Source organism: Arthrobacter sp. NicSoilB4, assembly GCF_019977335.1.
Taxonomy (GTDB): Bacteria; Actinomycetota; Actinomycetes; order Actinomycetales; family Micrococcaceae; genus Arthrobacter.
The window spans coordinates 2,548,786-2,562,253 of sequence record NZ_AP024653.1; the positions used below are offsets into that span (position 1 = coordinate 2,548,786).

The 13,468-nt window shown below is 64.7% G+C and carries 11 protein-coding genes and 1 pseudogene; 7 read left to right on the plus strand and 5 right to left on the minus strand.

Annotated features, from left to right (window positions below; translation table 11 throughout):
- Nucleotides 1-7: 7 nt before the first annotated feature.
- The 3 genes from LDO13_RS11555 to LDO13_RS11565 form a co-directional block, all read right to left on the minus strand.
- On the minus strand, nucleotides 8-232 hold the full coding sequence (locus tag LDO13_RS11555) for a hypothetical protein (protein WP_224046880.1): 225 nt from the start codon (nucleotides 230-232) through the stop codon (nucleotides 8-10).
- Between the two features lie 382 nt (nucleotides 233-614).
- Nucleotides 615-914: a hypothetical protein gene (locus tag LDO13_RS11560; protein WP_263422129.1), complete on the minus strand. Its 300-nt coding sequence runs from the start codon at nucleotides 912-914 to the stop codon at nucleotides 615-617.
- Nucleotides 915-1,103: 189 nt separating this feature from the next.
- Nucleotides 1,104-1,223: an AAA family ATPase gene (locus LDO13_RS11565; RefSeq protein ID WP_224046881.1), complete on the minus strand. Its 120-nt coding sequence runs from the start codon at nucleotides 1,221-1,223 to the stop codon at nucleotides 1,104-1,106.
- A gap of 491 nt (nucleotides 1,224-1,714) precedes the next feature.
- Here LDO13_RS11565 and sbnA point away from each other — a divergent pair, with 491 nt between their 5' ends.
- Genes sbnA through LDO13_RS11600 form a run of 7 tightly spaced genes read left to right on the plus strand, consistent with a single transcriptional unit; the run spans nucleotide 1,715 to nucleotide 11,956 of the window.
- Nucleotides 1,715-2,791: a 2,3-diaminopropionate biosynthesis protein SbnA gene (gene sbnA / locus LDO13_RS11570; RefSeq protein WP_224046882.1), complete on the plus strand. Its 1,077-nt coding sequence runs from the start codon at nucleotides 1,715-1,717 to the stop codon at nucleotides 2,789-2,791.
- Between the two features lie 2 nt (nucleotides 2,792-2,793).
- On the plus strand, nucleotides 2,794-5,913 hold the full coding sequence (locus tag LDO13_RS11575) for a Pls/PosA family non-ribosomal peptide synthetase (protein WP_224046883.1): 3,120 nt from the start codon (nucleotides 2,794-2,796) through the stop codon (nucleotides 5,911-5,913).
- Nucleotides 5,914-5,915: 2 nt separating this feature from the next.
- The gene (locus LDO13_RS11580) at nucleotides 5,916-8,528 is read left to right on the plus strand and encodes an amino acid adenylation domain-containing protein (RefSeq protein ID WP_224046884.1); all 2,613 of its coding nucleotides are present in this window, start codon (nucleotides 5,916-5,918) and stop codon (nucleotides 8,526-8,528) included.
- On the plus strand, nucleotides 8,528-9,535 hold the full coding sequence (locus tag LDO13_RS11585) for a TauD/TfdA family dioxygenase (protein WP_224046885.1): 1,008 nt from the start codon (nucleotides 8,528-8,530) through the stop codon (nucleotides 9,533-9,535). Before LDO13_RS11580 ends, LDO13_RS11585 begins: the two co-directional genes overlap by 1 nt.
- Complete coding sequence (sbnB, locus tag LDO13_RS11590; RefSeq protein WP_224046886.1) at nucleotides 9,532-10,599, plus strand: 2,3-diaminopropionate biosynthesis protein SbnB; 1,068 nt, start codon at nucleotides 9,532-9,534, stop codon at nucleotides 10,597-10,599. The genes LDO13_RS11585 and sbnB overlap by 4 nt, the downstream gene beginning before the upstream one ends.
- 52 nt (nucleotides 10,600-10,651) lie before the next feature.
- Nucleotides 10,652-11,776 carry an acyl-protein synthetase gene (locus tag LDO13_RS11595; RefSeq protein WP_224046887.1) on the plus strand — a complete coding sequence of 375 codons (1,125 nt, stop codon included), beginning with the start codon at nucleotides 10,652-10,654 and terminating at the stop codon, nucleotides 11,774-11,776.
- A gap of 33 nt (nucleotides 11,777-11,809) precedes the next feature.
- Complete coding sequence (locus LDO13_RS11600; RefSeq protein WP_224046888.1) at nucleotides 11,810-11,956, plus strand: hypothetical protein; 147 nt, start codon at nucleotides 11,810-11,812, stop codon at nucleotides 11,954-11,956.
- A gap of 3 nt (nucleotides 11,957-11,959) precedes the next feature.
- Here the strand turns inward: LDO13_RS11600 and LDO13_RS11605 are convergent.
- Both LDO13_RS11605 and LDO13_RS11610 read right to left on the minus strand, forming a co-directional pair.
- Nucleotides 11,960-12,250: pseudogene (locus LDO13_RS11605) on the minus strand (aminotransferase class III-fold pyridoxal phosphate-dependent enzyme); the annotation flags it as partial.
- Between the two features lie 77 nt (nucleotides 12,251-12,327).
- On the minus strand, nucleotides 12,328-13,347 hold the full coding sequence (locus tag LDO13_RS11610) for a M20/M25/M40 family metallo-hydrolase (RefSeq protein ID WP_224046889.1): 1,020 nt from the start codon (nucleotides 13,345-13,347) through the stop codon (nucleotides 12,328-12,330).
- Nucleotides 13,348-13,468 lie beyond the last annotated feature (121 nt).

Here is a 13,468-nt window from a genome sequence, read left to right on the forward strand (position 1 = left end):
CTGTTTCCTAGGATCCCGTCAGAGCCGATTTGCGTTGGCGGTGCGCGGCCCGCGGTTTCCCGTGGCCGCCATGGGCCGGCTTCGGGGTTCCGGCTGCCGCTTCGTAGCTCAGGTGCCGGGGTCCGGCGGGGATCTCGGCCGACCGCTGGTTTCGGGCTGCCGGGACGATAACTTCGTGGGCGGGGTTGCCGGAGAAAGTCGCGCCTTTGATGGCGGCAATGTATGTGCCCACCGGGTAGTTTGTGGATTGGGGTCGGAACGCCGGGTTACCTGTCTCGCTGAATAACGTGGCCCCATGTAGGAGCGCAGTTCGTCACGGAGCGCGATTTCAATTTTCGATGAGAAGGGCTCCATCCTTTTCTTGCTCCTTGGGGCGACCCGGCCCGGGTCCCCTGGCAGTGGCCACAGGGTTCACCTCGGCCTGGCGTAATTCAGAACGCGTAGTGTCAGCGGCAGAAGTCGGAGGAACCGCTTCCAGGGCTCTGGAGGTCAAGACGTTGACGACGTCTTGACGTTGGCGCATGGATAGATGATTCTCTCTCAACTGCCATCACTTTGCTGCGTCCACGTAGCGAGCGTGGGAAACGAACTTCTCGGTTAGGACCACCGCTCCCCTAATGTTCATTTTCTAAGGGGGACTTGCTGCCTATTGAGTCCTGCATCGCGGTTCTAAGCGGCAAATGCGGAGCACGGGCGTCTGTTCCATATTCGGATTCCAACTCACCGATCTGGAAATTGTGCTCACCGGTCAGGGGTGAGCTGGTTACATTGATGATGATGCCAAGACATTCCAGGGCAGGGTTAAGATGCGGCAGGGACTGCACTTTATTGACGGTTTTAAGGAACTCTGTCACTCCCTTCGCGGAGAAAGCTGCTGGTTCCGTTACTGCAACTACCCGATCCGCCCAGGTCAATCCATTGAGCGTTAGCCTTCCCAACGCCGGCGGGAGGTCAATAAGGATGTGGTCTTAGTCTTTCAGTTCCTCCGCACGTGGTTGAAGTAATGGCCTGGCCGAGGGTTCCTGCCTCATCAACTTAGAGAACGTCGAAGACATTGAACTCCACCGCCCCCTCCGTGGCATCAGTTGCATTTGCTTGGGGAGCTAGGCCAGATCGGCGACCAGGACCTTCTTCCCGATCAAGCGAAGCCCGGTGGCCAGCCCGAGGATGACGGACGTCTTCCCCACGCCGCCCTTTCGATTACCTATGGCGGTTACTCTCACGATGCTCCTGACCCTTATGGATCTATCAAGATGTAACCGTCACTGCTTCTCCCGGTTTAGCGCTGGAGGGCTCACTGAGAAGGCGGGCGGCCGACTGGGAGGTTCGCCATCTGAGGACGAGGAGCGGGCGCCTACGCTAGGTATTATCGGGGCCGCGAGTGCGGGGAAGCAGGTACTCGGGGCTTGGATACAGGTACCCGGGGGGGGTGGATACAGGTGCTCGAAGTCATTGCGGTTGGCCACTAAACTTGGCTACTGTCGAAAGAGAGGTTTGAAGCCCCAACTGCATTTCGGAGTATCCGCGGTGGGGAAGCCAGGTATTGCTGCTGGGGGAAATAGCGGCGGCCGCAGTATTCCGCTTGTGCCCCTTTACGCGGCATTTCTTGAAAAGTAGAAGGGTCCGGACGGAGATGTCCGCCACCCGTCACACACAAGCTGGCAGGTGCCTCCCCCATCCCTGACCACGCTCATGACAGGGAACGAGGGAGATCATGCCGATCATCAGGGATCCGCACCTGTATAACGAGCAGAGCCTGTTCGTCGACCTGGCGGGGGTGCTGGGCTGCCGCCTCTTTTTGAAGATTGAGGGGTTCAATTTCGCCGGCTCAATCAAGCTTAAGCCCGCGCGGGAGATGGTCGAACGCGCCGAGCGGGAGGGGTTGATCGGCCCTGGCTCCATCCTCGTGGAGTCCTCATCGGGCAACCTCGGCGTCGCGCTCAGCATGATCGCTGCCAGCAAGGGGTACCGCTTCGTGTGTGTGATCGATCCGCGCTGTAACCCGCCAACCCGGCAACTCATGGAGTCGCTCGGGGCACAGGTGGACCTGGTCACCGAACCGGATCCCGTCGACGGCTTCCTCGGAGCCCGGCTCAACCACGTGCGGGACCTGTGTGCGTCCGACGAGCGGTACATCTGGCTCAACCAGTACACCAATCCCGGCAATTGGGGAGCGCACTACCGCTGGACTGCCCCCGAGATCTCCCATCAGTTCCCCGACCTGGACGTGCTGTTCGTGGGAGCAGGGACGACGGGGACCTTGATGGGTTGCGCGCGGTACTTCCGTGAGCACCGGCCGGATGTCCGGATTGTCGCGGTCGATGCCGCAGGATCGGTCTCGTTCGGCGGCCAGCCCGCCGCCCGCCTGATCCCGGGACTCGGCATGAGCGTGCGGCCGCCGCAGCTCGACGAGGCCTTGGTCGATGACGTGGTGATGGTCGAAGAACTGGACACGGTGCGCGCCTGCCATCGCCTCGCCGCTGCCGGCTTCACGCTCGGTGGCTCCACCGGGACCGTGGTCCACGGCGCCGCGTCTTGGCTCACCGAACACGACGCCCAGGACCTGACGGCGGTTGCCATTTCCCCGGACATGGGCCGACCCTACCTGGACACTGTCTACAACCCTGACTGGGTGCACGATCATTTCGGCGCCGAAGCGCTGGCAACCGCCGACGATTTGGCAGGGGCTCCGGGCCGACGGTCCGACCCGGTGTCGGAGCCACAGCACCCGGCACGTCAAGCGGTGGCCGGTTACGCCGCAACCGCCGCCTTAGGGAATTTCCTGCAGTGAAAATGCGTCTCGATAACCTACAGGGCGCTCCGCGTTCCACATCTTCTATCGATCTGCCCATTCCTGATGCAACCGCGGCTCCGGCCGGGAACGGCTCTCCGGCCGCTCCGGCCAAGGGTACGGCCGTTGCCTTGGAGCGTCGGCTGGCGGATCTTCTGGCGTCGGTGGTTAAGAAGGACGACGTCCCCGTGGACGCCAACTTCTTCTACGACCTGGGCGCGGATTCGTTGCTGATGGCACAGTTCTGCGCCCGCGTGCGCAAGCAGCCGGACTTGCCAGCGGTGTCGATCAAGGACATCTACCAGAATCCAACGATCTCGGCGCTGGCCGCGGCTCTGGCACCGGCGGAAGTGGCGTCGGTGACGGTTCAGATCCAGGTGCAGGACCGGTTGGCAGAGGTGCTGTCCGGCGTGCTGGACATTGAGCATGTGCCAGTGGAGGCCGATTTCTTCCAGGACCTGGGCGCGGATTCGTTGATCATGGCGCAGTTCTGCGCCCGCGTGCGCAAGCAGCCGGACCTGCCTGCCGTGTCCATCAAGGACATCTACCAGAACCCAACAATCTCCGCGCTGGCCGCGGCCCTGGCACCGTCCGAGGAGGCGTCGGCGACGGTCCAGGTGCAGGAGCGGCTGGCCGAGGTGCTCGCCGACGTACTCGGCATGCAGCAGGTCCCGATGGACGCCGACTTCTTCCTGGACCTGGGCGCGGACTCGCTGGTCATGGCGAAGTTCTGCGCCCGCATGCGTAAGCAGCCGGACCTACCGACGGTCTCGATAAAGGATGTCTACGGTAACCCGAGCGTCTCCGCCCTCGCCGCGGCCCTGCAGGTTCCCCCGCAGCAGGACCGCTTGCAGGAGCCCTCACCGGCCGTGGCTTCGGTGCCGGAGGCTCCGGCGCCCATGGACGCCCGGACCTGGGAGTACGTCACCTGCGGTGCCCTGCAGGTACTCGTCTACCTCGGCTACTGCGTGCTCGCCGGACTGCTCACGGTCAATTGGTACCAGTGGGTGTACCCGGAGGCTGGGCCGAGCAGCCAGCAATGGTTGAGCGACGGGACAAAATTCTGGGAGATCTACCTCCGGTCGACCGCCTATGCTGCGGCAGTGTTCGTGCTGATGTGCATCCTTCCCGTGGCGGCAAAGTGGATCATCCTTGGGCGTTTCCGCCCCGGCGAAATCCGACTGTGGAGCTTGGGCTATTTCCGGTTCTGGCTGGTCAAGACACTGATGCGAACTTCCCCGCTGGTGTTACTGAGGGGGTCTCCGCTGACCACCTTCTACCTGCGGGCCATGGGCGCCAAGGTGGGCCGCAACGTGACGATCATGACCAACCGCCTGCCGGTCTGCACCGACCTCCTCACGATCGGGGAAGGGACGGTCATCCGCAAGGACGCGGTTTTGAACGGCTACCGCGCCCACGGCGGCGTCATCCAGCTGGGCGCGCTGACGCTGGGCCGGGACGTAATCGTCGGCGAGGGGAGCGTTTTGGATATAGGCACCGCATTGGGAGATGGGTCGCAGTTGGGCCACCGGTCCACCCTGTACACCGGCCAGTCCGTGCCCGCCGGCGAACGGTGGCACGGGTCGCCCGGCAGGCGCACTGAGGTGGATTATGGCGGAGTCGAGGCCAGGCCCTACTCGCCCTGGCGCCGGGGATGGTTCGCCACCTCCCAGCTGATCAGCACTATTGGCTTTGGCCGCATTCTGCTAGGCCAGGCTGTCGTGTTGGTCGTCTTGGCGAACCCCAACGTGGCGGCACTCCTGGAGACGCAGGCGTACGCGTTCACCAACTGGGTCTTCTACGCCGACGCCATTGCCTATGCCGCTCTTGCTGTCTTCGGTGGCACGGTCGTATCGTTGCTCATCGTCACCACCGTCCCGCGGGTGGTTCAACACGCCGTCAAGCCGGACACGGTGTATCCGCTGTTCGGCCTGCGGCACGCGGCGGAGCGGGCGGTGTTGAGAATGACCAACAAGCCCATGCTGACGGGATTGTTCGGCGACAGCTCGTACGTCGTGAACTACGTGCGGGCCATCGGGTACAAGCAGCCGCAGGTCCAGCAGACCGGCTCGAACCTGGGCACGGGGTTCAAACACGACAGCCCGTTCCTTTCGACGATAGGCAGCGGCACGATGATCGCCGACGGGGTGTCGTTTATGAACACCGATTTCTCGGCGACGTCGTTCAAGGTCAGCCGGGCGGCGATCGGCTCACACAACTTCCTGGGCAACGCCGTGCTCTTCCCTGCCGGGGCCAGGACCGGGGACAACTGCCTGCTCGCGACCAAGGTGATGGTCCCCCTCGACGGACCGTTGCTCCACGACGTAGGTCTGCTCGGGTCACCGCCGTTCGAGATCCCCCGCTCGGTCCTCCGGGACGCCCTCCCCGAGGAGTATTCAAAACGTGCGCACTTCCGTCGGAACCTGGCAGCCAAGAACAGGTACAACCTGCGCACGATGGCCCTCTTGATGCTGGTGCGGTGGCTCAACATCTCACTGGCCATGATCATTATGTTCGCCGCCCTCGAATTGTCCGATCAGTTCAGTTTCCTTGCCCTCAGCGCGGCCTTTGTCCTGATGCTCGTGGTTGGCTTGTTGGTCCCCATCGGCATCGAGCATCTCGGGAGGGGACTGAAACCGCTTCAGCCCCAGCTCTGCTCCATCTACAACCCCTATTTCTGGTGGCACGAGCAGTACTGGAAGATGTCGCTGCAGAGCCGATACGCAAGCCTCCTCAACGGGACGCCGTTCAAGCCGCTGGTCTGGCGTTTGCTCGGCGTACGGATCGGAAGCCGGGTCTTCGACGACGGCTGCGGCATCATCGAGCGGACCTTGGTCACGGTCGGTTCCCGTTGCGCCTTGAACGCCGGCACCACCCTCCAATCCCATTCCCAGGAAGACGGCATGTTCAAGTCGGACCGCATCGTTGTTGGCGACGATGTCACCCTCGGCGTCTCCGCGTTCGTCCACTACGGCGTGACCGTCGAAGACGGCGCGGTCGTCGGCGCCGACTCCTTCGTCATGAAGGGGACCACTCTCACCCGCGGATCCCTGTGGGCCGGCAACCCGGCCGAAGAGGCCCGAGACGCCGCCACGTCCCCCCTCGCGCTGGAAAGGGCCTGATCATGACCACCACCTCTGCGTTGACCTGCCGCACCGCCGGCGGCTCGTCGGGCCCGGGCAACGACCGAACCGCGCCCGCGGGTGCCGCGCTGACGGCGATTCCCAGGTGGACGCGGGAGCGCCAGCCGAGTCAGGGCCGAATCGAAGTGGCTGTGCCACAGGACCTGTGCGAGGCCGTGCGGACGCTGGCCCAGAGCCTGCAGGTGGCTCCATCCTCGATCTGGCTGGCGGCACACTCGAGAGTGCTCCACGCGTTGTCCGGCGAAACAGAGGTCACGACCGGTTGCAAGGACGCGTTCGGGACTTGGCAGTGCACCCTGGATCTGGCGCACCGGTCCTGGCGAGCCCTCGTCACCGATGCGAACGGCCGCCAAATCCGGCCCCGTACGGAACAGTCCACCCCCGGGCAGGCTAGTCACGAGCCGGCCGCCCCGGGCTACGAAGTGGTGTTCGGCGGTCTTCGGGACGACGATTCCGAGCTGCCGGAGGGCATCGTGCTCGGTATTTCGGTCGGACACGCGACCATCGGCGAGGTGCTTCGCCTGAAGTACCGCGGGGATGTTCTCGACGCAGATGCCGCCCGCCGCATCGCCAGCTATTACCTCGCCGCGCTCCGTGGCGTGGTAGCGGACCCGGGGGCGGATCCCTTGGACACCGACCTAGTCGGCCAGGAGGAGCGGCGCTTCCAGCTTGAGCAGCTCGCCGGGCCCGAGCGGCCCCGGCCCCAGCGGCGCTTCCACGAGCTGTTCGAGGAGCGCGTTCGGCAGCGTCCCGAACAAATCGCGGCCGTTCAGGACGCGCGGGAGTGGACGTACGCGGAGCTAAACGCCCGCGCCAACCGGATAGCCCGTGGTCTGCTCTCGCGCGGGCTGCGCGCGGAGGACATCGTGGCAGTCGTCGCCGAACGGGATCTGGAGTGGATGGCCGCTGTGATCGGCATCCTCAAAGCCGGAGGCGCATATCTGCCGATCGAGCCGCACTTCCCGGCCGACCGAATCGCCAGAACGCTCACGCGGGCCGGGGCCCGGGTGGTGCTCACCGAAGGCGGCAGCACCACCACCCTCGATGCGGCACTGGAAGGAATGCCTGCAGTGACGAAGCTCTTGTTCGAGGACATCGAGGCCGAGGGGCATCCCGCCGACGACCTCGGCATCGAGATTCGTCCCGATCAGCTCGCTTACGTCTATTTCACCTCCGGGTCCACTGGCGAGCCGAAAGGCGCGATGTGCGAGCACGACGGCATGGTGAATCACTTGTACGCCAAGATCGAGGACCTGGGTATCCGCCCCGGGGACGTCGTCGCCCAGACCGCACCCCAGTGCTTCGACATCTCGCTGTGGCAACTGGTCTCGGCGCTGCTCGTCGGCGGCCGCACACTCATCGTCGGGCAGGACCGGATCCTCGACGTCGAGCGGTTCATCGACACGGTGGAACGGGGCGCGGTGGCGGTCTTCCAAGTCGTTCCGTCGTATCTGGACGCCGTGGTGGCGTACCTGGGCGGCAGGCCTCGCGCCTTGCCGCACCTCCGCTGCGTCTCGGCCACAGGGGAGGCTCTAAAGCGCGAGCTGGTCCGCCGCTGGTTCGACGTGATGCCGGACGTCAAGCTGGTCAACGCCTACGGGCTGACGGAAACCTCCGACGACACGAACCACGAAGTGTTGAGTGCAGCGCCCCCGGGCGGCTCCGTGCCACTTGGCCCGCCAATCCCGAACGTCCGGATCCACATCCTCGACGAGCGGCAGCGCCTTGTGCCGCTCGGAGCACCGGGCGAGATCGCATTCTCCGGAGTGTGCGTGGGCCGCGGCTACATCAACGACCCGGAGCGCACCGCGCAGGCCTACTCCACCGACCCCTACGTGGACGGCGCGCGACTCTATCGGGCCGGCGACTACGGCCGTTGGTCCCCGGACGGCAAGCTGGAGTACCTGGGGCGGCGGGACAACCAAGTCAAGATCTCCGGGTTCCGCATCGAGATCGGCGACATCGAAAACGCGCTGCTGCGGGTTCCCGCCGTCCGCGACTGCGCCGTCGTCGTCGGTGAGGGCGCCGGGCAGTCCAAGTTCCTGGTGGCGTTCTACTCCGGCAACCGGCCGCTCGAGGTCGACGAAATCCGCAGCGAGATGGCTGCCCGGGTACCCGGCTACATGGTTCCTTCGACGTACAGGTGGCAGGAGAGCCTGCCCCTGACCGGCAACGGGAAGATCGACCGGAAGGCTTTGACCCGCATGGCGCGCGAGGTCATTCCCGAGGCCGGCACCGCCACGGAAGCCCTCTCGGCGGCCGAGCAGCGGCTTGCGGAGGCATGGGCGACGGTGCTCGGCCTGCCGATGGGCCGGATCGGCGGGCAGGACTCGTTCTTTGCACTGGGCGGGACCTCGCTGTCCGCGGTGAAGCTCGCGGTACTGCTCAAGCGCGCAGTGTCGATCAAGGACATCATGCAGACGCCCATCCTGGCAGACCTGGCGACCCTGCTCGAAGCCTCGTCCCCCGCGAACACAGCCGTTCCGCCGGACCCGCGGACGGCGGGAGCCGTCGCGGAGCCCGACTCCATGGCCCCGGCAGGAGGACCGGTTGGCCTCTCCCACCCGCTACCCATGAAGCGAAAGGACCTCTGATGTCGTCTCCTACACCCAGGATCCAGTTCGACGTGGAACGCCAAGCCGGCCGGGTGCCGCTGCTCATCGTCGAGAACGGCCACGACCCCGTGCTGTGGGCCGAAGAGAACCGAGAGGCGCTGCGTGCGGCGGTGGATGAGCACGGCGCCGTCCTGGTCCGCGGTCTGGGCCTCCGTGATCCAGCCGAAGTGGCCGATACCTTCCAACGGCTGGTTTCAGGCGGCCTCATGCCGGACCGGGAGGCTTTCGCCGCCAGGCAGCCCTACTTGGACGGCGTGTACTCATCCCTGGCATGGCCCGCGAACCAGCCGATGTGCATGCACCACGAGCTCAGCTACGCGCTCGAGTTCCCCGGCCTGATGCTCTTCGCCTGCCTTCAGGCACCCAGTGTCGGTGGGGTGACCGGAGTGGCGGACGCCAGTGCCGTGCTCGATGCCCTGCCGCCGGACATCGTTCGTCGGTTCGAAAACCAGGGGTGGCTGCTCGCCCGCAGCTACAACGGGGACATCGGTGCCTCCTATGAGGAGGCGTTCGGGGTCTCAGACCGCGCGGATGTCGAGAGCTACTGCCGGGCGCACGAGATCGAGCTCGAGTGGCAGCCCGATGGGGAGCTGCGCACCCGGCAACGGCGCCCTGCCGTGGTTCGGCACCCGGCGACTGGCCAACGCTGTTGGTTCAACCAGGTTGCGTTCCTGAGCGAATGGACGACCGCACCCGAGGTGCGGGAATACCTGGTGGACGTCTACGGTCCTGATGGGCTGCCGTTCAACACCCGCTTCGGCAACGGAGAGCCGATCGGTGAGGAAATCATTGCCCTCCTGAACGAGGTCTATGAGGCCCACACCCTCCGCACCCCCTGGGAGACGGGGGACCTCATGCTGGTCGACAACATCCGCATGGCGCATAGCCGTGAGGCCTATGAGGGGCCTCGGGAGATTCTTGTCGGCATGGCCGAGCCGCGCAACATTTTCGATCTCGACAACCACAACGAGGACGGTGCACGATGACAGAGCTTGCCAGTTCCCCTGCCGCAGCGGCCGCAGAGCCGAAGACGGTTCCGCCCTTCGCGGTCATCTCAGGGACCCAGGTGCAGCAGGTGCTTCAGGGACGGGAAAAGAAGGTCATCGAGCTGGTCGAGCAAACCTACCGCGTGCATGCGGCCGGAGATTCGGTGAACCCCCCGTCCTACTTCCTGCGCTTCCCGGACCGGCCTACCTCACGCATCATCGCCCTGCCGGCCTCGGTCGGCGGACAAGTAGAGGTTGACGGCATCAAATGGGTCTCCAGCTTCCCGGACAATGTGGCATCGGGAATCCCGCGCGCCTCTGCGGTGTTGATCCTCAACGACCAGGCAACGGGGTACCCCTTGGCTTGCATGGAGGGCTCCATCATCAGCGCCTCCAGGACCGCTGCATCTGCCGCCGCTGCTGCCGACTGGCTCAGCCGGGGACGCGGGCGTCCCCGGCGCATAGGTTTCTTGGGCGTTGGCCTCATTGCCCGCTACATCCACACCTTCCTGAAGGCCACCGACTGGTCCTTCGACGAGATCGGGGTGTTCGACCTCTCGGGTGAGAGTGAGGAGGGTTTCAAGGGCTATCTCGAGCGCAGCGGTACAGGTGCCCGGGTGACCGTGCACGACGGCCCCGAGCAGCTGATCAGAAGCAGCGATCTCGTCGTGTTCGCCACGGTGGCGGGCCAGCCGCACGTGCACGATACGACGTGGTTCGCGCACAAGCCGCTGGTGCTGCACGTGTCCCTGCGCGATCTGGCCCCTGAGATCCTGCTGGCGTCCACCAACATCCTCGACGACGTCGACCACTGCCTGAAAGCCGGGACGTCGGCCCACCTCGCGGAGCAGAAGGTCGGCAACAGGGACTTCGTGGACGGCACCTTGGCCGACGTCATGGAAGGCAGGGTCTCGCTGACGGACGACCGCCCTATTGTGTTCTCGCCGTTCGGACTGGGCGTGCTCGATCTGGCAGTCGGCAAGTACGTCTACGACGAACTTGCCGGCAGTGGCCAGCTCCGGGTGGTCGAGGATTTCTTTTCCGAGTTGCGTCGGTACGGCTGACCCTGCGGCGCAAACCGCATTCATCGATTCGCACTCACCGAGGAGTGACGCAATGCTCTCCCTACCGCAGATGCTGGGGAATGTCTCCAAGGCCTACAGCCAGTCCCCTGAGGACTGGGCCCGGTCGGTCACCGACGTCCTGCGGGACGCCGCGATCTACCACCAGGCCGCAAACGGCTTCTACAGCGCCCAGTGTGACGCCCTGGGAGTCGACCCCGCCACGATCAAGGACATCAACGACCTGCAATCCCTGCCACTGTTGCCGGTCGGCATTTTCAAGCGTCCCGACGCCAAGGTGCTGCTTACTTGTTCCCTGGCCGACGTCGAGACCGAAACCCGCTCCAGCGGAACCCGCGGTGTCCCTTCCGTCATCCCCCGCAACAGCGAGACAATGACCCTGGCGCTGGTCGCCCTGCTCGGCACCTACCGGGAGTTCTTCAGCCTGTCCGGGGGCGCGGGACTTTTCTTGAACCCGTCGGACCCGGAAGCCTCGGAGATGGGACTGCTCAAGGACTTAAATATCCTGAACAGCGTCTTCGACCACCACGCATATCTCGTTGCCGACCAGGCGTTCGACGCCGGGGAGGCCCTGGAGCACCTGCGACGATGGGAGGGACATATGACACGCCACATCGTCAGTCCGCCGTTCCTCATCGGCCGGCTCCTCCGGTTCCTTGAGCGGGAGGATATCAGTGTGCGCTTGGACCCGTTCAGCATGATCATCACTCTCGGGGGCTGGAAGCGGCACACTGCCGAGGCCATCCCTAATGAGATTTTTCGGGAACGGTGCCACGACTTGCTCGGCGTGCTTCCGGTGAACGTGCGCGACATGTACGGGATGATCGAGTCGAACATGCTCGCTGTCGAATGCCATCTGCATCGCAAGCACGTTCCGCCATGGTGCTACATCTCCATCCGGGACCCTGGCCAAAGCGCCAAGGAGATCGCCCCGGGGGAGACCGGCACCATCGCCGTACTGGACGCCCTCAGCACCAGCTACCCCGGTTTCCTCCTCACCGACGACATGGGCGACGTCGAGACCGGCACCTGCGGGTGCGGCAGAACCGGCCAGGTCATCAACTTCCGCCGCCGGGGGCAGGACGGCGGGCTTGGCCACTGCCCAGTCAGCATCGAGCAATACCTCGGTTCGGGCACTACTGAATTGCACCGGGTTTGAGGGAGACATCGATTACCCGGAAGGATGATTCCCATGCCAGCACAACGGAAGTACCCAGATGAGCTGCGTGAGCGCGCAACGCGGATGGCCATTGATGCGAGGAAAGACCCTGCGATCCTGAAGCAGGCCTCGGCTTTCCTCGCGGCGGAGCTCGACCGCCCGTCGGTGGATCAAGGCTGAGACCCCCTCCCCCTGGACGGTCTCCACGATGACGGCGGCGGGCGTGTCGACGCCTGAGCCGCTATCCTCCAGGGCATGGCGAAGCCACAGGAAGTCCGCCATCTGGCCGTCCAGGAATCCGTTATAGGGCATGCTGGATGCGTTCGTTAGCGGAACCCAGCGCCCGTCCGCTTCATCGAATTGCCTGTCACTGCGAGGGATCCAAGAGTCATCCCGTTGGAATGCAATTGTGAAGCCGAGGATGTGGGTCCTGCCGGTGACTTTTCGAGCCAGCGTCAGGGCCGCTTCGACTGATCCGCATCAACGCACAGCGCCCTCGGGCAAACTGCCGAAGCGGCGTGGTGCTGTAACCGTTCTTGTGGAGCTGGATGTCAGCCGCGTGGGGCCAGGGCGTAGGACGCGGTGGCGTAGGCCATGGCGCCGGACATGTCCTTGAGCAGGTCGGCGTTGATGTTGCTGGTGGTGTCGCAGGCCTTGTGGTAGCAGGAATCGAGGACCTTGCCGGCTGTCCCGCCGTAGGCCTGCACCTGGGCTTGGGTCTTTTTCTTCACCTCGCCGGTGAACAGCCCGCCGCCGGGAATGCCTGCCCTGAGGAACGGATCGTAATCGGAGTCGCCGTCGACAAAGGGCGTTGTTTCCGCCGGCAGCGAGTTCTCCTTGAAGTAGCGCTCGAAGACGGCTTCAATCCCGTCGGAGCCCTTCGGCCCGGCATCCCCGAAGTCCGACCCGTCGCCGTCGTGGAAGGACCGGACACCGTTCGGCGAGGCCGCCATATCCACGTTCAGGTAGGCCGCAGTCTGCTCCTTCCCGGCCTTGCTCAACTCGTTAACGTAATGCCGGGAACCGTCGAGGTCATTCTCCTCGGCGCCCCAGAACGCGAACACCACCCGGTTCACCGGAGTGATGCCTTTCTCCTTCATCCACTTCGCCGTCTCGAGGATGGCCGCGACGCCGCTGCCATTGTCGTTGATCCCCGGGCCATCTTCCACGGAGTCCAAATGGCCGCCCACCACCACGGTGTGATCGGCGCTCCCGCCGGTCTCGGCCAGGATGTTGAAAGTCTCCACCTGCTTCCGGTTCTTGCCGTCGCCCCGGAACGTGAACGTCTGCCGGACCGGGGTGTACCCGGCGGCGCGCAACTGCTCCTCAACGTACCGGCCCGATTCCTCATACCCCTTCGTTCCCGCAACGCGGTTGCCACCATTGTCATCAGCAATCCGCTGCAGCGCCTCCAGATGGCCGACCATGCCCCGGCCCTTGAAATCCTCCAGCACCGCCCTCGGATCCACATCACCGGCAGGATTCAGCCGCGAGGCAGTGCAGCCAGAGAGCACAAGACTGATTGCGAGCAAGATGGCTGCGGCCGCAGCCGTTCCGGGCCTTTTCATCATGTGGGCATCCTCCATACACGAAGGTAACGCCCAGACCGTTCCAGAGGAAGACTTTGCCCGGGTGGCAACGGCTCCCTTCCCTCATTGTGGTGGCCTCCGGCCCGCCCCCCGCACAGCCTGG